General features: G+C 72.8%; 26 protein-coding genes. 22 read left to right on the plus strand and 4 right to left on the minus strand.

Annotated elements, in window-relative coordinates:
• The first annotated feature begins 95 nt into the window (after positions 1–95).
• From ACWERV_RS01845 to glnA, 5 genes are all read left to right on the plus strand, one after another.
• Positions 96–605, plus strand: coding sequence for a hypothetical protein (locus tag ACWERV_RS01845; protein ID WP_452927605.1), 510 nt, complete (start codon positions 96–98; stop codon positions 603–605).
• Positions 606–624: 19 nt separating this feature from the next.
• The gene (locus ACWERV_RS01850) at positions 625–1329 is read left to right on the plus strand and encodes a hypothetical protein (RefSeq protein WP_452927454.1); all 705 of its coding nucleotides are present in this window, start codon (positions 625–627) and stop codon (positions 1327–1329) included.
• An 11-nt stretch (positions 1330–1340) separates the two neighbouring features.
• Positions 1341–1991 carry a nuclear transport factor 2 family protein gene (locus ACWERV_RS01855; protein WP_452927457.1) on the plus strand — a complete coding sequence of 217 codons (651 nt, stop codon included), beginning with the start codon at positions 1341–1343 and terminating at the stop codon, positions 1989–1991.
• A 28-nt stretch (positions 1992–2019) separates the two neighbouring features.
• On the plus strand, positions 2020–2811 hold the full coding sequence (locus ACWERV_RS01860) for a hypothetical protein (RefSeq protein WP_452927460.1): 792 nt from the start codon (positions 2020–2022) through the stop codon (positions 2809–2811).
• A 152-nt stretch (positions 2812–2963) separates the two neighbouring features.
• Entirely contained in the window at positions 2964–4325 is a 1362-nt protein-coding gene (gene glnA / locus ACWERV_RS01865) for a type I glutamate--ammonia ligase (RefSeq protein ID WP_452927462.1), read from the plus strand.
• A 63-nt stretch (positions 4326–4388) separates the two neighbouring features.
• On the opposite strand, the gene ACWERV_RS01870 is transcribed toward glnA, so the two are convergent.
• On the minus strand, positions 4389–5777 hold the full coding sequence (locus ACWERV_RS01870; RefSeq protein ID WP_452927465.1) for a DUF7507 domain-containing protein: 1389 nt from the start codon (positions 5775–5777) through the stop codon (positions 4389–4391).
• 667 nt (positions 5778–6444) lie between these two features.
• Here ACWERV_RS01870 and ACWERV_RS01875 point away from each other — a divergent pair.
• A complete protein-coding gene (locus ACWERV_RS01875) occupies positions 6445–7191 on the plus strand; it encodes a GPP34 family phosphoprotein (RefSeq protein WP_452927468.1) in 747 nt (248 codons plus the stop codon).
• A gap of 101 nt (positions 7192–7292) precedes the next feature.
• Positions 7293–7721 carry a nitroreductase/quinone reductase family protein gene (locus ACWERV_RS01880; RefSeq protein ID WP_452927471.1) on the plus strand — a complete coding sequence of 143 codons (429 nt, stop codon included), beginning with the start codon at positions 7293–7295 and terminating at the stop codon, positions 7719–7721.
• A gap of 28 nt (positions 7722–7749) precedes the next feature.
• Here ACWERV_RS01880 and ACWERV_RS01885 read toward each other — a convergent pair whose 3' ends face one another.
• Positions 7750–9234, minus strand: a complete 1485-nt coding sequence (locus ACWERV_RS01885; RefSeq protein WP_452927474.1) for an MFS transporter — start codon at positions 9232–9234, stop codon at positions 7750–7752.
• A gap of 149 nt (positions 9235–9383) precedes the next feature.
• Between ACWERV_RS01885 and ACWERV_RS01890 the strand changes: the two genes are divergently transcribed.
• The 3 genes from ACWERV_RS01890 to ACWERV_RS01900 all read left to right on the plus strand — a co-directional run bounded on the left by ACWERV_RS01890 (position 9384) and on the right by ACWERV_RS01900 (position 11213).
• Positions 9384–10028: a TetR/AcrR family transcriptional regulator gene (locus ACWERV_RS01890; RefSeq protein ID WP_452927477.1), complete on the plus strand. Its 645-nt coding sequence runs from the start codon at positions 9384–9386 to the stop codon at positions 10026–10028.
• A 436-nt stretch (positions 10029–10464) separates the two neighbouring features.
• Positions 10465–10968 (plus strand): OvmZ protein, encoded by a 504-nt coding sequence (locus ACWERV_RS01895; protein ID WP_398187975.1) that lies wholly within the window; start codon positions 10465–10467, stop codon positions 10966–10968.
• Entirely contained in the window at positions 10965–11213 is a 249-nt protein-coding gene (locus tag ACWERV_RS01900) for a helix-turn-helix domain-containing protein (RefSeq protein ID WP_398187978.1), read from the plus strand. Before ACWERV_RS01895 ends, ACWERV_RS01900 begins: the two co-directional genes overlap by 4 nt.
• A gap of 98 nt (positions 11214–11311) precedes the next feature.
• On the opposite strand, the gene ACWERV_RS01905 is transcribed toward ACWERV_RS01900, so the two are convergent.
• Together ACWERV_RS01905 and ACWERV_RS01910 are read right to left on the minus strand one after the other, a co-directional pair.
• Complete coding sequence (locus ACWERV_RS01905; RefSeq protein WP_398187981.1) at positions 11312–11926, minus strand: response regulator transcription factor; 615 nt, start codon at positions 11924–11926, stop codon at positions 11312–11314.
• An 84-nt stretch (positions 11927–12010) separates the two neighbouring features.
• Positions 12011–13195: a sensor histidine kinase gene (locus ACWERV_RS01910; protein ID WP_398187984.1), complete on the minus strand. Its 1185-nt coding sequence runs from the start codon at positions 13193–13195 to the stop codon at positions 12011–12013.
• A gap of 914 nt (positions 13196–14109) precedes the next feature.
• Between ACWERV_RS01910 and ACWERV_RS01915 the strand changes: the two genes are divergently transcribed.
• The 12 genes from ACWERV_RS01915 (at position 14110) to ACWERV_RS01970 (ending at position 25216) form a co-directional block, all read left to right on the plus strand.
• Positions 14110–14622, plus strand: coding sequence for a MarR family transcriptional regulator (locus ACWERV_RS01915; protein WP_398187987.1), 513 nt, complete (start codon positions 14110–14112; stop codon positions 14620–14622).
• Between the two features lie 522 nt (positions 14623–15144).
• Entirely contained in the window at positions 15145–15462 is a 318-nt protein-coding gene (locus tag ACWERV_RS01920; protein WP_398187990.1) for a hypothetical protein, read from the plus strand.
• Between the two features lie 5 nt (positions 15463–15467).
• Positions 15468–17126: an FAD-dependent oxidoreductase gene (locus ACWERV_RS01925; RefSeq protein ID WP_452927483.1), complete on the plus strand. Its 1659-nt coding sequence runs from the start codon at positions 15468–15470 to the stop codon at positions 17124–17126.
• A 15-nt stretch (positions 17127–17141) separates the two neighbouring features.
• Positions 17142–18836, plus strand: a complete 1695-nt coding sequence (locus tag ACWERV_RS01930; protein ID WP_452927486.1) for an NAD(P)/FAD-dependent oxidoreductase — start codon at positions 17142–17144, stop codon at positions 18834–18836.
• A gap of 2 nt (positions 18837–18838) precedes the next feature.
• A complete protein-coding gene (locus tag ACWERV_RS01935) occupies positions 18839–19417 on the plus strand; it encodes a flavin reductase family protein (protein ID WP_398187999.1) in 579 nt (192 codons plus the stop codon).
• A gap of 109 nt (positions 19418–19526) precedes the next feature.
• Entirely contained in the window at positions 19527–19973 is a 447-nt protein-coding gene (locus ACWERV_RS01940) for a nitroreductase family deazaflavin-dependent oxidoreductase (protein WP_398188002.1), read from the plus strand.
• A gap of 1 nt (position 19974) precedes the next feature.
• The gene (locus ACWERV_RS01945; protein WP_398188005.1) at positions 19975–20388 is read left to right on the plus strand and encodes a VOC family protein; all 414 of its coding nucleotides are present in this window, start codon (positions 19975–19977) and stop codon (positions 20386–20388) included.
• 190 nt (positions 20389–20578) lie between these two features.
• The gene (locus ACWERV_RS01950; protein ID WP_398188008.1) at positions 20579–21229 is read left to right on the plus strand and encodes a hemerythrin domain-containing protein; all 651 of its coding nucleotides are present in this window, start codon (positions 20579–20581) and stop codon (positions 21227–21229) included.
• 31 nt (positions 21230–21260) lie between these two features.
• Positions 21261–22736 (plus strand): MFS transporter, encoded by a 1476-nt coding sequence (locus ACWERV_RS01955; RefSeq protein WP_452927491.1) that lies wholly within the window; start codon positions 21261–21263, stop codon positions 22734–22736.
• A gap of 43 nt (positions 22737–22779) precedes the next feature.
• Complete coding sequence (locus ACWERV_RS01960) at positions 22780–23766, plus strand: hypothetical protein (RefSeq protein ID WP_452927493.1); 987 nt, start codon at positions 22780–22782, stop codon at positions 23764–23766.
• A 38-nt stretch (positions 23767–23804) separates the two neighbouring features.
• Positions 23805–24716 carry a MarR family winged helix-turn-helix transcriptional regulator gene (locus ACWERV_RS01965; RefSeq protein WP_398188018.1) on the plus strand — a complete coding sequence of 304 codons (912 nt, stop codon included), beginning with the start codon at positions 23805–23807 and terminating at the stop codon, positions 24714–24716.
• A gap of 116 nt (positions 24717–24832) precedes the next feature.
• Positions 24833–25216 (plus strand): hypothetical protein, encoded by a 384-nt coding sequence (locus ACWERV_RS01970; RefSeq protein ID WP_398188021.1) that lies wholly within the window; start codon positions 24833–24835, stop codon positions 25214–25216.
• Positions 25217–25222: the final 6 nt, after the last annotated feature.

Genomic DNA, 25222 nt, shown 5'->3' on the forward strand with positions numbered 1-25222 from the left:
TCGATCCGGCCGCCGAGCCGGAGACGGCGGAGGTGGCCGCGGCGGACCGGACGTACGTGCTCGTGCTGCCGTCGCCGCGGGGGCTGCTGCGGGCGCTGCGCAGACGGCCGGGGAAGGCCGTGTGGGCGGTGGCCTGGACGGTCGCGGCCGTGGTGTGCGCGCTGGGGGTGTGGTCGTACGCGGACACCAGCGGCGACGGGTCACTGAGCTACGGCAAGGCGCGGGACGCCGCCCTCGCGGACGGCACGAGCGACATCGCCCGGCTCAACACCGTGGACGCCGCGCACGCCGCCGACGACCTCACACGGTGGCTCGCGGCGACCACCGGACCGCTGCACGACCGGCTGAGCAGCACGCACGCCGCCGACACCACGACCGTCGAGCAGTCCGGCACCTCCACCCGGGGCAAGGTCACCGACGCGGCGGTCACCGAGCTGGACACCCGGGCGGGTACGGCGAAGCTCATCGCCACCGTCGAGGTCCGGGTCACCCCGGCGTCGGGCACGGCCACCACCGACCGCAAGCGTTTCGAGGCGGGCCTGTCGCGCACCGGGGACGGCTGGAAGCTCACCGCGCTCACCGCGGTACCGGTCGGGGCGAGTTGAGAGCGGAGGACGAGGCAAGGTGACGACGACCGAGCAGAAGGCCGCGCAGGACGCGGCACCGGATTCCGGGGAGCGGGAGGACGAGGCCGCCGCTGCCCTGCCCGACACGGAGCCGGAGGCGGACACGGAGGCGGACACGGAGCCGGAGGCGGACCCGGACGGCGGCGCGGGTGAGGCCCGCCGCCCCTGGTGGCGTGTCCGCCCGCGGCTGCCCGCGGCCGTACGGCGCGATCCGCGGCGGGCCGCCGCCGTGGCCGTGATCGCCGCCCTGCTGCTCACCGGCGGCGGATTCGGCTATGCCGCCCAGCAGTTGAAGTCCCCGGCCGCCGCCCGCAACCACGCCCTCACCGACACCGAGGCGACCAGCCGGCTCACCGGCGAGATCAGCAACGCGCTCGGCCGCATCTTCGCGTACACGCCCACCGACACGCAGTCCACCGAGCAGGCCGCGCGCGACACCCTGGAGGGCGCGGCGGCCTCGCAGTACCAGAAACTCTTCGCGCAGATCCGCGACCAGGTCGCGGGCCAGCAGCTGACGCTGAGCACCCGGGTGGTGCGCGCCGCGGTCGTCTCGCTCACCGGTGACCGGGCCCGGCTGCTGGTCTTCCTCGACCAGACCGCGCAGCGCGCGGGCGCCGAGCCGACCACCGCGGCGGCCCAGCTGTCGGTGTCCGCCCATCTGGTGGGCGGCCACTGGAAGATCGACCACCTCACGGCCCGGTAGGAGAAGCCCCGATGGCACGCACGCAGTCCTCCCGTACCGCGTCCGGCACGCCGGGCACCCCGCCCGGCGGCGAGGGTACGGGCCGCCGCCCGCTGCTCGCGGTCGCGCTCGCCCTCGTGCTGGCCGCGGCCGTGGCCGCCGCGCTCGCCGGGTGGTCCTGGTACGGCACCGCGCACGACGACGACGCCTCCTTCGCGCGCACCCGGGACACCGTCCTGGCCGCCGCCGAGCAGGCGGTGCAGAATCTCAACACGCTCGACCACGGCGACCTCGACCACGGTCTGGACATCTGGGAGTCCTCCACCACCGGCGATCTGCACACCCAGCTCACGCAGGGCCGGGCGGACTTCGCCAAGCAGGTGCAGCAGGCGCAGACGACGACCACCGCGAAGGTGCTCTCCGGCGCGGTCACCGAGCTGGACACCAGGACGGGCAAGGCCAGTGTGATGGTCGCGCTGCGGATCACCGTCCAGGCGCCCAAGCAGCAGCCCGCCGTCAAGGAGTCGCGGATGCTCGGCGAGCTGACGCGTACGGCCTCCGGCTGGAAGCTCAGCGCGCTCGGCCAGGCGCCGACCGGCGAGAGCGACGCCGGCACCGTCCCGTCCGGCACGGCCACCCCGGCCCCCACGGCCACCACCCCGAAGCCCACCGCAAGCCACTGACGGCCGTACGCGAGAGGACCGACGCGCCATGTCGACCACCCGTCATCTGATCAACCGGCAGCGCAGGCTGGCAGCGGTGTCCGCGGCGGCGGAGGAGCGCGCGGCGGACCGCGAGGCCGAGCCCGCCGGAGCCGTCCGCACCCAGCAGGCGGCGCGCGCCCGTACCCGTACGGCGGTGCGGGTACGCCCCGAGGCCGACGAGCCGGAGCCCGCGGCGGAACGCCCGCCGAAGGCCGCGGGGAAGACCGCCGGGAAGGCCGCGGGGAGAGCAGCGGCGAAGACCCGGCCGGAGAAGGCGGCCCGCCGGCCCTTCCCGGTCGCGCTCGCGCTGCTCGCCGCCGCGACCGTGCTGCTCGGCGGCTTCGCCGCCTTCGCCGCGAGCCGGGCGTCCGGGCTGCACGACTCGGTGGCCGCGCACAACACCGCGCTCACCGACACCGCCCGCACCAGCGAGGTCAAGGGCCAGGTCGCGGAGGCGGTCAACGCCGTCTTCTCGTACGACTACGCCGACCCGGCCCGTACCGACAACGCCGCCAAGCGGCTGCTCACGGGCAAGGCCGTGCAGCAGTACGCGACGATGCTCGCGCAGGTGCGCGCGCAGGCGCCGACCCGCAAGCTCGTACTGACCACCACCGTCACCGACACCGGCGTCGACACGATCGACGGAAACCGCGCCCACCTGCTCGTCTACGCCGACCAGCGCAACACCAGCACCGCAAAGGCGGCCGCGGGCAGCACCTACGCCCCGGCCATGTTCGCGGTGGACGCCGTCCGGACCGGCGGTACCTGGAAGATCGCCGCGATCGACACCTTCGGCTGAGGCGACGGGCGGAGCGACGCGCGTCCTCGCAACCGGCACTATGGACGGTGAGCCGTGCCTGCAACGCACCCGAAACGGTGTGATGCAATGCTCATGATCCCCCGCCCGGACCAGGCGGGGGAGCGGTGCCTGACCGGCGAGGATGGATGGATATGGATAAGCAGCAGGAGTTCGTGCTCCGGACCCTGGAGGAGCGGGACATCCGCTTCGTGCGGCTGTGGTTCACCGACGTGCTGGGCTATCTGAAGTCGGTCGCCGTCGCCCCCGCCGAACTCGAACAGGCCTTCGACGAGGGGATCGGCTTCGACGGCTCCGCGATCGAGGGCTTCGCCCGGGTCTACGAGTCGGACATGATCGCCAAGCCCGACCCCGGCACCTTCCAGATCCTGCCCTGGCGCGCCGACGGCCCCGGCACCGCCCGGATGTTCTGCGACATCCTCATGCCCGACGGCTCGCCGTCCTACGCCGACCCGCGTTACGTCCTCAAGCGCGCGCTCGCCAAGACCTCCGACCTCGGCTTCACCTTCTACACGCACCCCGAGATCGAGTTCTACCTGCTCAAGGACAAGCCGCTGGACGGCACCAGCCCCACCCCCGCCGACAACTCCGGCTACTTCGACCACACCCCGCAGGCCGTCGGCATGGACTTCCGCCGCCAGGCCATCACGATGCTCGAATCCATGGGCATCTCCGTGGAGTTCTCGCACCACGAGGGCGCCCCCGGCCAGCAGGAGATCGACCTGCGGTACGCCGACGCGCTGTCCACCGCCGACAACGTGATGACCTTCCGGCTGGTGATGAAGCAAGTCGCCCTGGAACAGGGCGTGCACGCCACCTTCATGCCCAAGCCCTTCTCGGAGTACCCCGGTTCGGGCATGCACACCCACCTGTCCCTCTTCGAGGGCGACCGCAACGCCTTCTACGAGTCCGGCTCGGAGTTCCAGCTGTCCAAGGTGGGCCGGTCGTTCATCGCGGGCCTGCTGCGGCACGCGGGCGAGATCTCCGCGGTCACCAACCAGTGGGTCAACTCCTACAAGCGCATCTGGGGCGGCTCGCAGCGCACCGCGGGCGCGGGCGGCGAGGCCCCCTCGTACATCTGCTGGGGCCACAACAACCGCTCGGCGCTCATCCGGGTCCCGATGTACAAGCCCGGCAAGACCGGCTCCACCCGCGTCGAGGTCCGCTCCCTCGACTCCGGCGCCAACCCCTACCTCGCCTACGCCGTCCTCCTCGCGGCGGGCATGAAGGGCATCCAGGAGGGCTACGAACTCCCGGCCGGTGCCGACGACGACGTGTGGGCCCTCACCGACGCCGAACGCCGCGCCCTCGGCATCGAGCCCCTCCCGCAGAACCTGGGCGAGGCCATCGACCTCATGCAGCACAGCGAACTGGTCGCCGAGACGCTCGGCGAGCACGTCTTCGAGTTCTTCCTCCGCAACAAGAAGCAGGAGTGGGAGGAGTACCGCTCCCAGGTCACCGCCTTCGAGCTGATGAAGAACCTGCCCAACCTGTAGGGGCGGTCCCGCGCCGCCGTGTCCGGGCCGGTCGCCGCGACCGGCCCGGACGCGCCGCCGCGCTCAGCAGCAGGGGGTGCAGCACTTCGGGGCGGGCTCGACGCAGACGGTGACCGCGTCGGTGTTGTCGGCCGGGCGGGGGTCCTTCTCGCGGGCGTGCGCGGTCGCGGTGTTGGTGACCCGGCCGGTCGCGGTGGCTTTGGCGCGCAGCACCAGGGTCTCGGTGCAGTCGACGGCCAGACCGCCGACGGACCAGATGCCGGTGGCCGGGTCGTAGGTGCCCGCGGTGGCGTCGGCGGACACGAAGGCCAGCCCGGCGGGCAGCGGGTCGGCCACCGTGGTGCCGGTCGCCACGTTCGGCCCGGAGTTGCGGACGGTGACGCGGTAGGTGACCGTCTGGCCGACGGTCACCGTCGTGGCGTCCGCGGACTTCACCACGCTCAGGTCGGCGGCCGGACGCACCACGGTGAGCGTCTCGTCGGACGTCGCGGTCAGCGGCTCCGGCTCCGGGCCGAGCCGGTTCTCGTACGTGGCACTCGCGGCGTTGACGATCCGTCCGCCGCCGCTCGCCTCGTCGATCGTCACCCGGTACTCCACCGTGGTGCCCCGCGGCAGGGTCAGGGTGTTGGGCAGGCTGCCGGACATCTCGGCGGTCGCGCCCTCGCCCAGCCGGAAGACCACCGCGCGGCTGCGCACGTCGTAGGAGGCCTGGTCGTCGCCCTCCGCGTCGGTCTTGGGCCCGCTGTTCGGGCCCTCCACGACACGCAGCGAGCCCGGCAGATACGTGGTGCCCGGCGGGATCGCGTCGGTCAGCGTCAGCGCCTCGGCCGCGCCGCCGCCCTCGTTGCGGGCCGTGATCCGGTACGTGATGACGTCGCCGACGTCGAGCGGCCCCGCCGGGATCGCGTCCTTGGTGAGCACCACCAGCGGGGCGGTGCCGAAGAAGACCCCGTCCAGGAAGTTGCCGATCGACTGGTTGCCGCCCGCGGCCGCGACGGAGCGGAAGGCGAAGCGCGTCGTCGTCTGGCCCGCGGGCACCACGTAGGTGCCGGTGTAGTGGCCCCAGGCGGTGTTGCCGTCGGTGAACTGCCGCTGCTCGACCGCCGCGCCCGGCACACCGATGTCCAGCGCCATGGTGTCCTGGCCGTTGCGCCCGCGGTGGTCGAGCCGCCAGTAGAGCTTCGTGCCCGGCGTCGTCGGGAGGTCCTGGTAGAGGGTGGAGACCTGGGTGGCGTTCAGCTCGGCGAACTGCGCGCCGTCCGCGGACGGCACGCCCAGGAAGCCGGAGTGCCACAGCTCGACCAGGTGGTCGGCGGCCGTGGTCAGCCAGCCGGGGACGTGGCGGGCGGCCTGCGGACGCGAGGCGTCCGGCAACTGCTCCTCGCCGGAGACGGCCGGCTCCTCGAAACTGCCGTTGGCCAGGGTGACACGGAGCGGGATGGGTGAGGTCACTGCTTCCCCCTTCGAAGCGGTGTCGTCCGGCGGCGCCGCCCGGACTCGTCGCCGGGTCTCGTCGCCCGGCCGGCCCGCACGCGGGATCGCCGCGCCCGGGAAGCCGGACGGCCGCCGGAGACGTCCCGAGAGAAGCGCGGCGGAGCCGGTCGTGGAAAGACGCCCCGCATATGTCTCGGCCAAGTCGCCGCGGCACGTTTGACCGCCCCGCGGCCCGCCGGGCGCGGGCCTTCCGCCGGCCGTGCGGCGCGGGGCGCACTCGGCCCCCGCCACGCACGGGCCGCCGCGCCGCCCCGCGCTCCCGCGGAGGCTCGCCCGGCCTGCGTCCGGCCGCCGCCGTGGGGTCCGGCTGAGGTCGGGCCGCCGCCCCGTGGGATACGGCCTCCGTCCCGGCCCGGGGGCCGATCCGTAACGCTCCGCCTCCGGTGTCCGTCCGGGCACGGCCTCCCCGCTCCGGATCCGGATGCCGTCCGCGCCCGGCGGCGTGAGCCGGCGGCGGCCGCCCCCCGGCGGCGGGAGCCGATTGGCCGAGAACGCCTGCCCGCCGCGCCGCGCGGCGCCTCGCACGGGTGAATCGCGGGGGCGAGGAGTTGACTCCTGTCAGGCTTTGGTCACAGCCTGGGCGGAACGGGAGCTTCCGTCACACACCGGACGTACGCTCGCGCACATGACCATGGGGGACGAACTGCTCCTGCTGGCGATCACGCCGGGCAGGCTGCACAGGGGGTTACGGATCCGGTCGCCGCAGCGGCTGCGGCTGGCGTTACGGGCCGCGGAGCTCGCGGAGCTGGCGCTCGCCGGGCGCGTCGAGGTGGGGGAGCGGCGGATCACGGTACGGGACCGGACGCCGGTCGAGGTGCCCCGGCTCAGCGGGGTGCTGCGGGTCCTGGACGGCGCGGAGCCGCCGCCCACGCTGGAGGAGTGGCTGCGCGGCGCCCCGCACTCGCTCGTGGCGGAGTACGTCTCCCGGCTCCAGGACCGCAAGGCCGTCCGGGTCCACCGCTGGCGCGGGCGCGACGGGCGGACCCGCCACGACATCCTCTCCGTCGACCTGCCGCGCCGCCGTGCGGCGGTCGCCCGGGTGACCGCCGCGGTGCGCGCCGCGCCCGGTCCCGCCGACGGCGACGCCGCTCTCGCGTACGGCCTCGCGCTGGCCGTGCTCGCCCGCAGCGCGCGGCTGGCCGCCGCGGTCCACCCGGGGCTGCGCGGCCTGCCCGCCCGCCGCCGGCTGGCCGCGCTGGCCGCGCCCGGCGGTGAGTCCGGTCTGCTGGGCGGCGCGGTGGCGGCCGCGTACGCGGCGGAGGCGGCGGCCGCCCGTATCCCCGACGCCTACTCCGACCGGGGCGGGTACGGCGGTGGCGGGGTCGACGGCCTGGCCGGTCTCGACGGGGCCACCCCGGGCGGCACCTGGTGAGACCCGGCGGCGGCCCGCCCCGTACGCCAACTGCCCTGGCCCGCGCGGCCAGTAGAGTGGGCGCGGCCGGCACCGGCCGGCTCCTTGGGGGAGGAGAAGAGATGAGCATGTCCGAACGGCTGCGGCGCAACCAGCTGGTCATCGACGAATTCCGGTCCGCCGCGGGTGTGGTCGGCGGCGACTGGGCGAGCGTCCCGCTGCTGCTGCTCACCACCACCGGGCTACGCAGCGGCGAGCCGCGCACCGCACCGACGACGTATCTCGCGGACGGCGAACGGCTCGTCGTCTTCGCCGCGAACGGCGGCCGCCCCGCGCACCCCGCGTGGTACCGCAACCTGCTGGCCGACCCCGCCGTGCGGGTCGAGGTCGGCGAGCAGGTGTACGAGGCGACCGCCGCCACCGCGGACGGCGCGGAACGCGCCCGGCTGTGGCAGCTCCAGCTCGCGGCGGCCCCGTATTTCGCGGGCTTCCAGGAGCGCGCCGGGGACCGTCTCATCCCGGTCGTGGTCCTCACCCGCGCCGCGGGCTGAGGCGGCACGGCCCCGTCGGGCTGCCCCGTCAGGCGGTCGCGTCCCCGGCGCCCAGTGCGGCCGGCTCGGACGCGTCCGCCGGGGCGGCGTCCCCCGCGGCGGGCCGCGGGCGGCGGGACGGGATGAAGGACGCGAGCAGCAGGGCCAGCAGCGCGGTGCCCGCGCCGATCGCCATGACGGTGCGGAAGCCGTTCTGCGAGGGGACCTGCACCGGGCCGTAGGCGAGGGTCATCTGGGCCAGCACCACACCGGCGACCGCGCTGGACACCGACGTGCCGACGGCCCGCATGAGGGAGTTGAGGCTGTTGGCCGCGGCCGTGTCGGACACCGGCACCGCGCCCATCACCAGCGCGGGCATCGCGCCGTAGCCGAGGCCCACGCCCGCGCCGATGATGCAGGACACCAGCACGAGCTGCCACACCGCGGACATCAGCGCGATGTTCACGAGGTAGCCCGCGGCGACCGTGGCCGCGCCCAGCATCAGTGTCGTCTTGGGCCCGCGGGCCTGGGTGATCCGGGCGGAGAAGGGCGCCACGACCATCATGACCAGCCCCTGCGGCGCCAGCACCAGACCGGTGACCAGCAGCGACTTGCCGAGCCCGTAGCCGGTGTCCTTGGGCAGCTGGAGCAGTTGCGGCAGCACGAGCGACATCGCGAACATCGAGAAGCCGTACGACACGGACGCCAGGTTGGTGAAGAGCACCTGCGGGCGGGCGGCGATCCGCAGGTTCACCAGGGCGTACGGCAGCCGCAGCTGGTAGGCGCCCCACACCAGCAGGACGGCCACGCCGCCCGCGAACAGGCCCAGCGTCGTCCCGCTCGCCCAGCCCCACGCGGCGCCCTTCGAGACGCCCAGCAGCAGGCACACCAGGGCGGCGGACAGCCCGAGGGCGCCGGGTATGTCGAAGCGCCCGCCGGTGCGCACCTCCGACTCCGGCACCAGCACCGCGACCAGCGCGGTCGCCACCGCGCCCGCGGCGGCGGAGACCCAGAAGAGCACGTGCCAGTCGAAGTGGTCGGCGACCAGCGCGGCCAGCGGCAGGCCGAGCGCGCCGCCGACACCGAGGGACGCGCTCATCACGGCGGTCGCGGACGCGAGCTTCTCGGTGGGCAGCTCGTCGCGCATGATGCTGATGCCCAGCGGGATCACCCCGGACGACACGCCCTGGAGGGCGCGTCCGACGATCATCGGGCCCAGCGTGTCCGACAGCGCGCACACCACCGATCCGGCGGTCAGCAGGACGAGGCTGACCAGCAGCAGCCGCCGCTTGCCGTGCATGTCGCCGAGCCGGCCGAAGACGGGCGTGGCGACTGCGGAGGCGAGCAGGGTCGCGGTGACCGCCCAGGTGGCGTCGGAGCGCGAGGCGTGCAGGAGGTCGGGCAGTTCCGGGACCAGCGGGATGACCAGGGTCTGCATCAGGGAGACGACGATCCCGGCGAAGGCCAGCACGACGACCACGGCGTCGGCGCGCCCGGAGGCGACCTTCCCCGGGGGTGCGGGGGTCTCGGACATGGGCTCAGGCCTCCGGTCTGGACAGGCGGTTGCGCGGGCGGATAATTTAAATAAATCGATTGATTTAAATGTAGGGAGCGGTGCCGGACCCGTCAAGCGACCGCAGGTCGGGCGGGGTGCGCGGGCCCGCGCTCGGTAAGGTCGTAGCCATGCCAGCCAGGAGCGTCCGCGCGGAGAAGGTCGAGGCGACGCGGGAGGCGATCCTCGCGGCGGCCGAACAGCTCTTCGCCGAGCACGGCGTCTACAACATCTCCAACCGGCAGATCAGCAACGCCGCGGGCCAGGGCAACACCGCCGCCGTCAACTACCACTTCGGCAACAAGACCGACCTCGTACGGGCCATCGCCCGCCGCCACACCGAGCAGATCGAACGCAACCGCGCCCGCCTCATCGCCCGCACCGAGGGCTCGACGGACCTGCGCGACTGGGTGGGCTGCATGGTCCGCCCGCTCACCGAGCACCTCGACGCGCTCGGCAGCCCCACCTGGTACGCCCGCTTCAACGCCCAGGTGTCCGCCGACCCGGCCCTCTACGAGGCCGTCGTCCCGGAGATCTCCGCGTCCCCCACCCTGCGCTCCCTCCTCGACGGCCTCAACGCGTGCCTCCCCGGACTCCCGGACGACGTCAAGGCCGACCGCGGTGTCATGGCCCGCCACCTCATCGTCCAGATGTGCGTGGAGCGCGAACGCGCCCTGGCCACCGGCACCCCCCTCGCCCACCCCACCTGGTCCGACCTCGCCACCAGCCTGACCGACGCCCTCACCGGCCTCTGGCACGCCCCGGTCACCCCCTGACCGACCGCCGCCGCACCCGCGGATTCCCGTCCCGGGCACCGGCAACGCGGCCTCGGCGAGGGTCATCGTTGCAGCTCAGAGGTGGTGCTGGGCTGGGTGTGGGGGGTTCCGGGCGGGGGTGTGATTTTTTCATGCCGGGGGGCGGGGGGACTCACGGGGGACTGGTGACTGTGGCACTGTCGCCGGCTTCGGCCGAGTCCGCATCCTGGGGTGGGTCCGGCCGGTGTGCCGGAAACGGATGCCGGTGACGGCTGTTGACTGCGGGGTGATGGGTGTGTATCAGGCTCAGCGGGGACGGAGCGGCGCTCGTGAGAAAGCGGCCGAGCAGGCCGCCGGGACGGCGTACTGTTCCGGGTTCGACGCGCTGGGTGGGCACCGGCCACGGCGGCTCGTGACGGGACTGCGCTCCTGCCGGGCGTGCGGGGACCGGGTGGGGGTGTCCTTACGGGCGCTGCCGCGCCTGTACGCCGCGTGCGAGCACGCGCTGGAGCCGGTGACGAGCGGCTTCCGGCAGCGGGTCAGCGGGAGCCGGAACAACGGTATGGCGCTCAACGAGCGGGCGATGGAGGCCCGCAGCGAGATGGTGGGCGTGCTGGCGTCCTGGGCCGACATGGTGGTGGGGGAGCGGCGGGCGTCCGCGCCCCGGGGACGGACGGTGCGCGACCTCGCGGGGTTCGTCGCCGGTCATCTGGACTGGCTGCTCGCGCACCCGGCGGCCGACGACTTCGTGAGCGAGATCGTCATGGTCGAGGAGGCCGCACTGCGGGCGGTGAACGGCGGCGGGTCCTCCCGCGAGCTGGGGCGCTGTCCGGAACCGGGCTGTGACAGCACGGTGCAGTCGGGGGTGCTGCCGGGCGGGGACTTCGCGGTGAGCTGCGGCGCCGGGCACGTGCTCACCCCGCAGCAGTGGATGCTGCTGGGCCGCCGGGCGGCGTCATGACCCCGCCCCGCGCGGTGCCGCCGCGCGTCGTGCCGACCGAACTCGCGGCGCTGGCCCTCGGGGTGCCGCCCGCGACGATACGGAAGTGGGCCAGCCGGGGGAAGCTGACCCGCTACGGGCGGCCCGGACGGGCGGAGTACGACCTCGACGAGCTGTTCGCGCTGGCCGAGGCGCGTACCGCCACCACCGCCGGCCGGGGCGGCGGCGCCGAGCCGCAGGACCCGGCGGCCGCGGAGTCCGCGTGAGCGGCGGACGGCCCCGGTCACGACAGCGCGCCGCCGGTCCCGGCGGCGCGCCTGCCGTGCCCGGAGACCGGCCGTGGCACCCGGTGTGCGGCGGAGCGTCAGATGATCCAGCCCGTGTCGTGGGCGATCCGGATCGCGTCGATACGGTTGCGCGCGTTGAGCTTGGTGACGCTGGTGGTGAGGTAGTTGCGGACGGTGCCGAGCGAGAGGCAGAGCATGTCGGATATCTCGTGCGGTTCGGCGCCGGTGGCCGCGAGCTGCAGGACGCTGAGTTCCCGGTCGGAGAGCGGACACTCGCCGGCGTCCCATGCGGCGAGGGCGAGTTCGGGGTCGATGGTGCGCTGCCCGGTGGCGACGCGGCGCACGCTCTCGGCGAGCTGGTCGGGCGGTGAGTCCTTGAGCATGAAGCCGGTGACGCGGGCGTTGAGCGCGCGGCGCAGCGTGCCGGGACGCCCGAGGCTGGTGAGGATGAGGGTCCGGCAGGTGGGGAGCCGCTGCTGGAGCTGGGTGACCGCGCTGAGCCCGTCGAGTCCGGGCAGGTCGATGTCGATCACGGCGACGTCCGGGTTGTGGTGAAGGGCTGTCGGAAGAATCTCGTCACCGCGGCCGATATCGGCCACGATGGTCAGATCGTCCTCGAGTTCGAGAAGGGCGACGAGCGCTCCGCGGACCATCGTCACGTCTTCGGCTAAAAGAATTCTGAGTTGCCTCATTGCCGCGCCCCCATAGATCGACAGTGTCCGGTGTCCAGCCGTGCAAATGGTCAAGTCGTACGGCTCGTGCAGCAGTTGCGGGGATTATGCGGAACGCCGGTGCCCGACGGTGTTGCGCAGGACGGACACCACGAGATGGAAGCGGCCGTCCTCCGCGATTCTGGTCGTGACGGTGCCGCCCACGGAGGACACCCGGCGTTCGATGCTCTCCAGCCCCGTACCGCGCCGCGCGGGCACGACGGTGGGCAGCCGCAGCCCGTCGTTGACCAGTTCCAGCCGAACCGTCCGCCCGTTGTCGACGGCCGAGATCTCGCATGCGCGGACGTCCCCGTGGCGCAGCATGTTGGTGACTCCCTCGCGCAGCGCGCTGGCCAGGACGGTGTCCTGGGCCTGGGGCAGCGGCCCGCACTCGTTGGACACGGTGGTCTTGATGTCGGCCGCGGTGAGCAGCGCCTCGGCGGCGGCGGTCTCCTCGGCGAGCGACAGGTCGCGGTAGCCCTGGGCGATGGTGCGGACGTCGGTGATCGCCTGGCGGGTGATGTCCAGGACGGAGCCGATCTCGGTGAGCGCGCGGTCGGGATGGCGGGTGACGAGGCGACCGGCGAGTTCGCATTTGAGGGCGATGGCGGAGAGGCTGTAGCCGAGCAGGTCGTGCAGGTCCGAGGCGATGCGCAGGCGCTCCTCGGTGACGGCTTTGCGGGCCGCCTCGCGCTGCGCGTGGTCGGCCTGGCTGCGGGCGGCCAGCCGCGCCAGGCGGGCCAGCGCGTAGACGGCGAGGCCGGTCAGTACGGTGGTGAGGGTGTGGGCCGCGGTGGTCGGCCACGGGGTGCGGGTGTACAGGGCGGTGGCGAACACCAGGGTGGCGGGCAGGGCGGACAGCGCCCAGGCGGCCGGGCCGGAGAAGAGCAGCAGGCAGGATCCGGCCAGGAATCCCGCGTCGGGGTTCCAGGGGTGGCCGGACACCGCAAGCGGAATCAGGACGCACAGCCCCTGGGCGGTCAGCGAGAGGGCCTTGCGCCTGCGGCCCCAGCGGGCGGCGCGGGGCGAGGAGTGCAGTTGCTGGGTGGCGAAGACGCCCGTGGCGGAGAGGGCGGCGGCGGCCGCCTCGGCGCCGGTGGGCTGACCGGCGCACACGGTGACCAGGAAGATGAGCAGCCAGCAGGCGAGCACCGTGGACGTGATCGCGCGGACCTGGCAGGCCGGGTCGCCCGCCGGGGGTGAGCCGGGGCCGGGTGACGGGCCGCCGTCACGGTCTGCGGCGAAGAGCATCACAACCTCCGGGAGCGGTGGGGTACAGGCGCTGATGCGGAACGGCTCGTGAGGCGGGCTTGTCGCTGTTCTTCGTACGTCCGGCGGGGTGGTGCGGCAACTGGTCCGGCGGGTCCGCCGGGAACGGGTGGGCAGCCCCGGACCGCGCGGTCCGGGTGGGGCGGGAACCGGGTGGGGCGGGAGAACGACGGCGGGTCGCCGGTGGGGCGCGGAGCGGACGGCGGGTTGCCGGTGGGGCGTTGGAGCTACGGCGGTCGCCGGTGGGACGCGGGGCCGGCGGCAGATCGCCGGTGGGGCACGAAAGACGGCGGCGGGGACGCCGGTGGCGCACGAGCGGGCGGTGCCGCGTCGCCCGTCCCCCCGCGGTGGCGCGGCGGGCCGGGCGCGGACGATCGCTCGCCCGCTGTCGCGGCCTTCCGGGACGACGGTCTCTCGACGTTTGATTGTCCGCAGTATGCGTGAGGCTCCCGCCCAACGGTAGTCGGGTTCTCGCATGCGGACAGCTATTCGAAGGCTTCCGCGGCGTGTCGCGGAACGCCCCGAACGGTGACGTGCCAGGTCAGGGTGCGCGATTCCGGAACCCCCGGGAAACGGAGCGCGCCGCGGGCGAATCCCGCCCGGATTCCGGTGACTTCCTCCCACGTTCCCCACCCATCACAGGTTCCGCACCAGCCCCGTACGAGCCGCGCCCCGGTCCCGGTCCGCCCGGCAGGCCGGAATCCGCCGGTCCGGCTTCTCCGGATTGCGGTGGGCGTGGGAGGGGTGGTGCGCTCGTGGGCGGGAGGAGTGTGCATGGGCGGGTTTTCTGGAAGAACCCAGTTGTCGACACACGAATCCGGCGCGGTCCCCGCAGCCCGCCGGACCCCCGCCCGGACCGGCCCTCCGGGGCCGCCGGGCCCTACCAGGGAGCAGCCATGACCACAGGTCCGATCCTCGACCCGCGCGTCCTCGGCCGTGCCGAGACGGCCCACCGGGCGCTGATGGAAGCCGTGCTGGGGGAGGCCGGGGCCTCGCACCAGCAGTGGATCGCGCTCAACATCAGCACGCTCAGCCAGGCCGAGCTGGACCGCGACCGGCTGGTCGCGCGGCTCGCCATCGCGACCAAGACCGACCGCCACGCGGCCGGCGCCGTGGTCGCCGAGATGCTGGCCGCCGGGCTGCTGGTGGCGCTGCCGGGGGCGAGCTGCCCGGTGCGGCCGACCGCCGAGGGGCTGGCGCTCCAGCGCCGCATCCGGGATGTGTTCGACGAGGCGATCGACCGGCTCTACCTGGGCATTCCCGCGGAGGACCTGAGCGTCACGAGCCGCACCCTGGTGGAGGTGACCGCCCGGATCGACGCCGAGCTGATGGAGCGTCCGGCCGTCCCGAGGGCCCGCCGGCACGTCCCACGGGGCGGCCGGCCACTTCCGCCGGGGGGCCCGTCATGACGGCCGCCGCGGCGCCCGCGGGGCGGGCCGGGCCCGTACACCCCCGTTCCGGACGGGGATTGACGCCGCCTTCGAACACGTGTCACGATTTCCGGCGGCGCCAGATCTGTGTCCTGACTCCGGATCGGCCCACTCCCCCCGAACGCCTGCGACCGGCCCTACGGCCGGTGTGACGGCGTGCCCAGGGCACCACCGGCGGCGCATCACGCGCCGCTTTTTTCATGCCCCGGGACGGGGAGAGTTGACATGGTTCGTCCGGCTATGTCACGCTACTTCCGGCGGTCGAGCTGTGCCCGGACACGGATCCGGCGGCTCCCGCCGATCCCCTCCCCGCCGGTGTCGACCGGCATCCACGCGTACCGAGCGACGCCACCCGGCGGCGAACGGCGTCGATCTGACGCCCCGTCACCCATGGCGCATAACCGCCGCTGCGCCACTGCCCGGCCCGTCGTCCCCGAGGCCCGTTCCACCGGCCCCGGGGACGCGGGCTTTTCGTGTTCCCGCTGCCGAAAGGAATCCGCTGTGAGTTCCATTGCCGGAACCTGGGACGTGACCGTGAAATCGCCGGTGGGTGATCTGGCGGTCGTCTACATCTTCACCGACTCCGCGGGCACGGTTGCGGGTACGGCCTCCAGCGAGGCCGAGACGGTGCCGCTGGCGAATGTCATCAGCAAGGACACCGCGGAAGGCCGGCGGGTCACCTGGAAGCAATCGGTCACCAAGCCCGCGAAGCTCAACCTCGAATTCGACGTCACGTTCGTCGGCGACACCCTCTCGGGGCATTCCAAGGTCAGCCGGCTGCTGCCGAAGATCGGCGTCACCGGATCGCGGCGCGCCTGAACGTCATGGACGTGACGAGTGTGGACACGGACGTCGTCGTCGTCGGCGCGGGTCCGGTCGGCCTGATGCTCGCGTGCGAGCTGGCGCTGGGCGGGGCCCGGGTGACCGTCCTGGAGCGCCTCGCGTCGCCGACGACCGAATCGCGCGCCTCGACCCTGCACGCGCGGACGATGGAGTTCTTCGACCAGCGCGGCCTGCTGGAGGAGCTGGGCTCGCCCCCGATCCAGCGGTCCGGCCACTTCGGCGGCATACCGCTGGACTTCAGCACGCTGCCGACCCGCTTCCCCGGCCAGTACAAGGTGCTCCAGGCGCAGGTCGAGCAGGTGCTGGCCTGGCGTGCCGCCGAGCTGGGCGCCGACGTCCGCCGCGAGCACGAGGTGTGCGCCCTCGACCCGGACGTCCCGGACCCGGACACCCCGGAAGGCGCGGTGGTGCGGGTCCACGCCCGGACCCCGTCCGGACAGGTGCGGCTGACGGCCCGATACGTCGTCGGCTGCGACGGCGAGGACAGCACCGTCCGGGTGCTGTCCGGCATCGACTTTCCCGGCACGGCGGGCACCCACGAGCTGCTGCGCGCGGACGTGGCGGGCGTCGACATCCCCGAGCGCCGGTTCGAGCGGCTGCCCGCGGGGCTCGCGATCTCCTCGCGGCTGCCGAACGGCGCCACCCGCGTCATGGTCTCGGTGTTCGGCGCCCCGGTCGGACCGCGCCCGGGGCCGCCGGACTTCGACGAGATCTGCGCGGTGTGGGAGAAGGTCACCGGCGAGAGCCTGCGGCACGGCACACCGGTGTGGCGCAACGCCTTCGACGACACCAGCCGGCTCGCCCGGCGGCTGCGCGCGGGGCGGGTGCTGCTGGCCGGGGACGCCGCGCACGTCCAGATGCCCTCGGGCGGGCAGGCCATCAACCTCGGCCTCCAGGACGCCGCGAACCTCGGCTGGAAGCTGGCCGCGGTCGCGACCGGCGCCGCCCCGCGGTCCCTGCTGGACACCTACCACGACGAGCGGCACGAGGTCGCCCGCCGGGTCCTGGGCAACATCCGGGCACAGGGCCTGCTGCTGCTCGGCGGCCCGGAGGTGGACGCGAGCCGCACCGTGCTGCGCGAGCTGATCGGCCACCAGGTGGTCAACGACCGCCTGGCGGCCATGATCGCCGGCGTCGACATCCGCTACCCCGTGCCCGACGACCCCCCCGAGTTCCGCCACCGTCCCGACGGCGCCTCCCCGTACGCGGACCGCACCGCGGCCGCGGACCGTCCGGCCGTCAACGGCGACGGCGACGGCGGCGGCGACGGTGACGGCGGCCCCCACCTGGCGGGGGCCGCCGTCCCGCACGCGGCGCTCACCGTGGGCGGCGCGCCGACGAGTACGACCGCCCTGCTGCGGCCCGGCCGCGGGGTGCTCCTCGACCTGGCCGCGTGCGCCGGCCGGCACGACTGGCTGTCCGGCCGTACGGCCCCGTTCACGCAACGGGTGGACCTCGTGGCGGCCACGGCGCCGCCCGGCGGTCCGCTGGAGGGGCTGGAGACGCTGCTCCTCCGCCCGGACGGCTACGTGGCCTGGTCCGGTGACCGCTACAGCGACCCCGGGCCCGCGGTCGCCCGCTGGTTCGGCGCCGCATCGCCCGCGGCGACCGGTGCCATCCCCGTACGAACCCAAGTCTGACGATGGGAGATTGTCATGGCGACCAAAGCCCCGCCGCCGGCGGCCGCAGGAGCGGACCTGAGCAAGGCGCAGCACTGTGACGTGTTCGTCCTGGGATCCGGCCTGGCCGGTTCGACGATCGCCACGGTCCTCGCCGCGCAGGGCGCCAAGGTGGTGCTCGTCGACGCGGCCCAGCACCCCCGGATGGCGATCGGCGAGTCCCAGACCCCGCAGCTGGCCGAGTGGCTGCACATCCTGGCCGAGCGCTACGGGGTGCCCGAGCTGGCGTCCCTGGCCAAGGTGGGCGTCACCAACAAGGTGGTCGGCCCGACCCACGGGGTGAAGGTCCACTTCGGGTTCGTCCGCCACGAGGCGGGCAAGGAGCCGAACCCGGCGGAGTCCACGCAGTTCGCGATCCCGCGGCTGCTGGCGCAGAACAGCCACATGTTCCGCCAGGACACCGACTCGTGGATGTTCCACGTCGCGGTCAAGTACGGAGTGCAGGTGCGCCAGATGTGGCGGGCCGCGGACATGGACTTCGACGACGACGGCGTGACCATCAGCGGCACCAACGGCGACGTCTACCGGGCCCGCTACCTGGTCGACGCCAGCGGTTTCCGCTCGCTGCTGGCCGAGAAGTTCGACCTGCGCGAGAAGCCGGCCCGCTTCAAGCACCACTCGCGGTCGCTGTTCAACCACTTCATCGGCATCAAGCCGTTCGACGACGTGGTGGACTTCCCGGCCGAGCACCGCCCGCCGATCAAGTGGCACAAGGGCACCATGCACCACATGATCGACCGCGGCTGGCTGTGGATCATCCCGTTCAACAACTACCGCAAGTCGAAGAACCCGCTGGTGAGCGTCGGCCTCCAGCTGGACGAGCGGGTCTATCCCAAGCCGAAGGACCTGACTCCCCAGCAGGAGTTCGACGCCTTCCTGAACAAGTACCCGGCGATCAAGCGGCAGTTCGACGGTGCCCGCCCGGTCCGTGAGTGGGTCTCCACCGACCGGCTGCAGTACTCCTCGCGCAAGTCGGTCGGCCCGCGCTGGTGCCTGATGTCGCACGCGGCCGGCTTCATCGACCCGCTGTTCTCCCGCGGCCTGTCCAACACCATGGAGGTCGTGGACGCGCTGGCCTCCCGGGTGCTGGAGGCGCTCAAGGACAACGACTTCTCCGAGGAGCGCTTCTCGTACGTCGAGAAGCTGGAGGCCGGCCTGCTCGACTTCAACGACGAGCTGGTCAACAGCGCGGTGATCTCGTTCTCGCACTTCCGGCTGTGGAACGCCGTCTTCCGGGTGTGGGGCTGCTTCATCACCCCCGGTGTCATGCGCCTGACCGGCGCCCGGCTGCGCTACGTCGTCGACAACGACGACACGCACTTCACGTCGCTGGAGAAGACCGAGAACCCGGGCCTGTGGTGGCCGGAGAGCAAGACCTTCCAGCGCATCCTGGAGGTCACCGCGGAGACCTGCGAGAAGTTCGAGGTCGGCGAGCTGACCGGCGACCAGGCCGCGGACATCATCCTGAAGGTCGTCCAGGACAGCCCCGAGGTCAACCCGACCTTCGGCTGGAAGGACCCCGCGACCCGCTTCGTGGCGCCCAGCACCTGGGACCTGGCCAAGTTCGTGCGCTGGGGCCTGATGTCGGCCGGCCCCGACATGCGCAAGCTCACCCGCTTCGTGGTCTCCGGCGGTCTGAAGGCCGGGCCGCGCGCGCGGAAGCTGATGTAGCCGTGCCGACGGCGGGCACCGCACGCCCCGGCGGGCACCTCGACCCGCCCGGACCCACGCACCAGGTCTTCCCGGTCGACGGCCGGTCACTGCGCACGGTGAGCGGACTGTTCGTCACCGGCGTCACCGTCATCTCCACCGGGGACGACGCGCAGGGCGACGGCACCACCGTGAACTCCTTCACCTCCGTCTCCCTGGATCCTCCGCTGATCCTCTTCTGCATCCACCGCGACTCCCGGCTGCGCGACGAGCTGGCGCGCACCGGGCGCTTCGCGGTCAACCTGCTGGCGCGCCGGCACGAGCAGCTGGCGACGACGTTCGCCGGCCGGCAGGTCCCGGCCAGCGAGCGGGTGTTCTCCGGCCGCAGCCGCCGGGGCGTGCCGGTCGTCGGCGAGTCGCTGGCCTACATGGACTGCGACATCCGGGCGGAATACCCCGGCGGCGACCACGTCATCGTGCTGGGCGAGGTGGCCGAGCTGGGGGTGCACCGGCAACGGCAGGAGCCGCTCACGTTCTTCGAAGGGTCCTTCGGGCGCCTGGAGGAGGAGCTGCGAGCAGCGTACGCACGGTGGGACGGCTGAGCCAGGGGACGCGCGCCGACTGGCGGGAAAGCGCCGTTCCGGCCCTTCCCGGTGGGACCTTTGGGATCCCGCCACTGTCATCCACACCCTGCCTCCGGGAGGAGCACCCATGACACTCGGCCGCGGATGGGCGCGTTTCAACAAGACCGTGGGCAACCGCCTCGCGGGCCCGCTCTTCGGGCGGATGCCGGGCTTCGGCCTGGTCCTGCACCGCGGGCGGAAGTCCGGACGGGAGTTCCGCACTCCGGTGAAGGTCTTCCGCCACCAGGGCACCTACGTCATCACCCTGCCGTACGGCTCGCGTACCGACTGGGTCCGCAACGTACGCGCAGCCGGCGGCTGCGACCTGCTGGTCCGCCGCCGCCGGCTGCACATGACCGACCCGGTGGTCGTCACCGACGACAAGACGGTGCGCATCCGCTGGGGCCTGCGGCTGGTGCTCTCGGCCCTGCGGGTCACCGAGTTCCTCACCCTGGTCCCCGCGACCGACCCCGGGACGCCTGCGAAGACCGACGCACGACAGACCTCACAAGCCTCACAAGCGAAGGGAAACTGACATGCCCGCTCTCGGCGGAATACACCACGTGAAGTTCGCGGTCAGCGACATCCAGCGGTCCATCGACTGGTACGGCCGCGTCTTCGGCTTCACCACCACGATGGAGTTCAAGGACGACGAGGGCATCGTGCGCGGCTCGGTGGGCAAGCTCACCGGCCTCGACAACACGCTGCTGGCCTTCCGCGAGAACGCGGAGCTGTCCGAGTCGCTGTCCGGGTTCGACCCGGTCAGCTTCGCGGTGCAGGGCAAGGCCGAGGTCCAGGCCTGGGTCGACCACCTCAACGCCGAGGGTGTCGAGAACTCCGGCCTGCGCATCGCCGCCATCGGCTACATCGTGTTCTTCCACGACCCGGACGGCATCAAGCTGCACGTCTACTCCTTCGACACCCCGGCCCCGGACGAGATCGAGGCCTGACCCGGCTCCGGCGCCGCCGGCCGCGGCACCGTGCCGCGGCCGGCGGCGGGCCGGTCCCGCGTCACCCGCCGCTCACCTGTTATCAACCTTGACGGTTATGTGAGTGTGCGGTTAGGCGAATCATTAGTTGTTGGGGTTGATGGTTGTCGGTGTTTCGCGTAGCGTGGACACCGGAGAGAGGAGCTGTCCCATGAGCGGCGAGTACAAGCTCGACATGACGATGATGCTGACCATCCACGACGCCTTCCGCCGTGAGCTGGACCGCATCGCCAAGGTGGCCGACGGCGTCAGCGACGACCCCCGGACCGTGATGCGGACCGCGCTGGGCTGGAAGCTGTTCAAGACCTATCTGCACATCCACCACACCTCCGAGGACGACACGGTGTGGGGCCTGATGGAGGAGCGGCTGGCCGACGCCCCCGACCTCGCGCTGCTGCACGCGATGGAGGCCGAGCACGCCGCCATCGACCCGCTGCTGGCGAGCATCGACGCGGCGCTGGCCGACCCGGAGAAGGGCGCGGAGCAGCTCGGCGGCCTCGTGGGCGACCTCAGCACCAGCCTGCGCGGGCACCTCCAGCACGAGGAGTCCGAGGGCCTGTCCCTGGTCGACTCCACGCTGACCCAGGAGGAGTGGAGCCACTTCGCGGCCGTCCACCTCAAGAAGGTCGGCGAGGACATCGGCACGTACATGCCCTGGCTGCTGGACGACGCCGCCGCCGACTGGGTCGAGACCGTGCTGGGCCGGCTGCCGGGCTGGGGCCGCGTCAAGTACGAGAACGAGTGGAAGGCCGCGTACGAGCAGCTCTCTCTCTGGACGCCGGCAGCCGGCACCGCCGGCTGATCTTCGAGTTCATCCCGGAGGGACCCCCGACATGTCACAGTACGAAGGAGCCACGGCCGATCCGCCGGTGGACGCCGCCGCCCCGGCCCCGGAGGCGGGCGCCCGGCTCGGTGTCGCGACCATGGTCATCGCCCTGGCGCGGTTCATGGTCGTGCTCGACGGCACGATCATGATCGTTGCTCTCCCGAGCATCCAGAAGGCGCTGAAGATCTCCCCGGGAAACCTGAACTGGGTGATCAACGGGTACTCGCTGACGTTCGGCGGTCTGCTGCTGGTCGCCGGACGGGTGGGTGACGTCTACGGCCGCAAGAAGGTCTTCACCGTCGGCCTGGTGCTCTTCGGCCTGGCCTCGCTGGCCGGCGGCCTCGCGCCCAACGGCGGCTCGCTCATCGCCTTCCGCCTCATCCAGGGCGTGGGAGCCGCCGTCGCCACCCCGGGAGCACTGTCGCTGCTGGTCGCGACCTTCCCCGAGGGCAAACCACGGACCAAGGCGCTGGGCATCTACGGCGGCGTGACCGGCCTGGCGTCGGTCCTCGGCCTGGTGCTGGGCGGCGTGCTGACCACGTACGCCAGCTGGCGCTGGGTGCTGCTGGTCAACGTCCCCGTCGTCGTCGCGATCATCTTCGGGCTCAACGCGCTCAACGAGGGCGAGCCAGCCCGGCGGACCAGGATCGACATCCCCGGCGCGATCGCCGCGACCCTCGGTGCCGGCTCGCTGGTCTTCGGCGTCAACCGGGTCAGCGACCACGGCTGGAGCGACGCCACGGTCATCGCCTGCCTGATCGCCGCCGGTGTCCTGCTGGCCGCCTTCGCCGTCATCCAGCGCACCAGCGCCGAGCCCATGATCCCGCGCGAGGTGCTCAGCGACCGCGGCCGCACCGGAGCCAACGTCGTCACCCTGCTGATGTCGACGGGCAGCTTCGCCACCTACTACTTCCTGACCCTCTACATGCAGCAGGTCCTCGACTACTCCGCGCTGCGGACCGGCCTGATGTACCTGCCGCTCGCGGTCGGCTTCGGTATCGCCGCCGGCGGTGTCGGACCGGTGCTGATGGCCCGCGCCCCGGAGCGGATCGCGCTCTCGCTGGCACTGGCGATCGCCGCGGCGGGATCGGGCTGGTTCGCCTTCCTGACCAAGGACTCCAACGTCTGGGCCATGGTGATGCCGGCCTCGCTCGTCACCGGTATCGGCCTGGGCGCCACCACGGTCGTCGCCACCACGATCGGCGTACGCGGCATCGACAGCTCCGAGGCCGGCATCGGCTCCTCGCTGCTGACGGCCAGCAGCCAGATCGGCGGCGCCCTCGGCCTCGCCGGGCTGGCGACGGTCGCGGCCACCACCACCCGGCACGCCGCGGCGGGCACCTCCCTGCCGGACGCGCTGGTCAACGGCTACACCGCGGGCTTCAAGGTCGCCGTCGGCCTCTACGTGGTCGGCATCCTGGTCGCCCTGCTCACCGTCAAGCCGTTCAAGGGCGGCGGGGAGGCACAAGCACAGAAGGCCTGAGCGCGCGGAGAACTCGGCGGCACCATCGGCACTGGGAGCGGACATGACCGGACTGACGTACACCGACGCCATGAGCGGGGCACTCGACCGCCTCCGGAGCATCGGCTACGAGCACGGCACGATGCTCGTCAACCACGCGCCGATGGCCGCCGAGGCCATGGCCACCCTGGGCTACGCCGACGACATCGCGACCTGGGTCGAGGACAACCTCGCCCACCGCCGCTACAAGGACCTGCCCACCCCCCGCTTCCCGCTGTCCGCCCTGGACGAGAGCGACTGGCGGCCCGCCCTCGGCGACTTCGACCGGGTCACCGACTGGTGGGAGATGTTCGACCGCGAGCTGGCCGAGAAGCCCTGGCAGGAGGTGCTGAACCTCTGGTGGCCGCGGCTGGTGTCGGGCATGTCCGGCGTCATGACGCACGGCGTGATCCGCACCGCCCACGCGGTGCGGGCCATCGCCCAGGCGAGCGACTCCGACAACGCCCTCTACCGCAAGGAACTCGCCCACGGCCTGGGCTACTGGGCGGCCCGCTACTCGCTCAGCGACGCCCAGGCCATCGACGCCGAACTGCGCAGGGCCACCCCCGCGGCCCGGCCCGACGGCGCCGCCTTCACCGCCCTGGACGAACTGGTCGCGGACGCCTGCGGCCACTACGCGACCGTGCAGACCGGCCACCCCGTACCGCTGATCCACGCGATCACCGGCCCGGCAGCCGTCCGCCTGGTCCTGCCGCACCTGCCCGCCGATCTGCAGTGGACCTCCTTCCTGGCGGCCCGCCACTGCAGCGACGGCATCCGCGGCTACTACAGCTCCTCCCGCGGCCCCGCCACCGCCCCCGCCGCGGCGGTGCCGCGGGAGGACCAGCTCATCGCCGAAGCCGTCGAGCTCGGCGACGAGCATGCGATCAAACTCGCCGAGGTCGCCGTACGCCACCAGGCGCTGCTGCCCGACGACCGGTACGCCGCCGCGGCCAACGCGGCGACGACACGACTGCGGAAGTTCCTCACCTCGCACTCGTTCTATGATTGATCACGCAGCCCGGACCGGCCGGAAGGAGGCGCACGCTCATGGCGGAGCCGCACGGCCACGGGCGAGGGTCCGCCGAGCTGGTCGGCGCGAAACTGGCCCCGGAGCTCACGCGCTACCTGCCGTACCTGATGCGCCGGGCGTTCGCGCACGTCGCGGCGGCCGCCGACCGGAGCACCCAGGCGCGTGACTACGCGGTCCTGGCCGCCCTCGCCGCCGGGCACGGCACCTCCCAGCAGGCACTCGCCGAGCGGCTGGAGATCAACCGGACGATCATGGTCAAGCTGATCGACCGGTTGCAGGGCGCCGGGTACGTCACCCGGACCCGCAACCCCGACAACCGCCGCTCCTACCTGCTCGCGCTCACCGACGCCGGCCGCGGCGAGCTGGCCCGTATGCAGCCCGCGGTCCTGGAGCGCGACCGGATGCTGACGGCCAACCTGACCGCGGACGAGCGCGTACGGCTCAACGAGCTGCTGCGCACCGTGCTCGGCGAACCGGCCGGCACCCCGAGCGGCCTGAGCACCGAGTACCTGATCACCCAGGTCTTCTACCTGCTGCGGCGGCGCGGTGACGCCCTGGTCGCCGACGAGGGCCTGCGGGTGCGCGACTTCGGCGCGCTGTCCGCGATCGGCAAGCTCGGGCCGTGCCCGCAGCAGCAGTTCGCCCGCTACCTCGCGCTCACCGAGCCCGCCGCCGCCCTGATCGTCGACGAGCTGGTCGAGAAGGGCCTGGTCACCCGGGGGCAGGACCCCGACGACCGGCGCCGCTACGCCCTGGAGCTGACCGGCCTCGGCCGGGAGCGGCTGGCGTACCTGGCCGACGCGGTCGAGCGCATGCAGGGCGAGATCGTGCGCACCCTCGGCGGTGAGCAGGTCGAGGCCGAGCTGCACACCCTGATCCACCGGATGCTCGCCGCACCGGTGGCCACCGGAGCCGACCGGGTCGGCTGACCCCCCGCTCCACCTGAGGCTTTCTTCCACGTAAAGCGGTTCGCCCCCTCCGCGGGGCGGGCCGCTTTTGTGCTGCCCACGCCCACCCCACGACAGCTGCAGAAAGTAGGGAAGTCATGTCCCAAGTCGTCGACGCGCCGGTCGGCCTGTGGGCCGGCACGGTGTTCTACGGCACGACGGTCGAGGAGTTCACCGTCAACCTGGAGAGCGACGGATCCGCCCAGCTCAAGACCGCGGAGACCGGCGGTGAGGGCACCTGGCGGCGGACCGGCGAGGACACCTTCGTCTTCACCATCACCGAGCGCCTCGACGAGGGCGACTCGGGCGTGTCCGGGGACACCGAGGTCACCGGCATCGACCACCTGATCATCAACATCGACGCCAAGCTCTTCGACACGGCCTTCCTGGGCACCGGCACCGCCGAGGTCTTCGACGCCGCCGGAAACGTGATCTTCTCCATCGCCGCTGAGACCAGGGCGCAGCTCTCGCCGGCCCCGTGACGGGCC

The sequence above is a fragment of the Streptomyces sp. NPDC004031 genome (genome assembly GCF_053604375.1).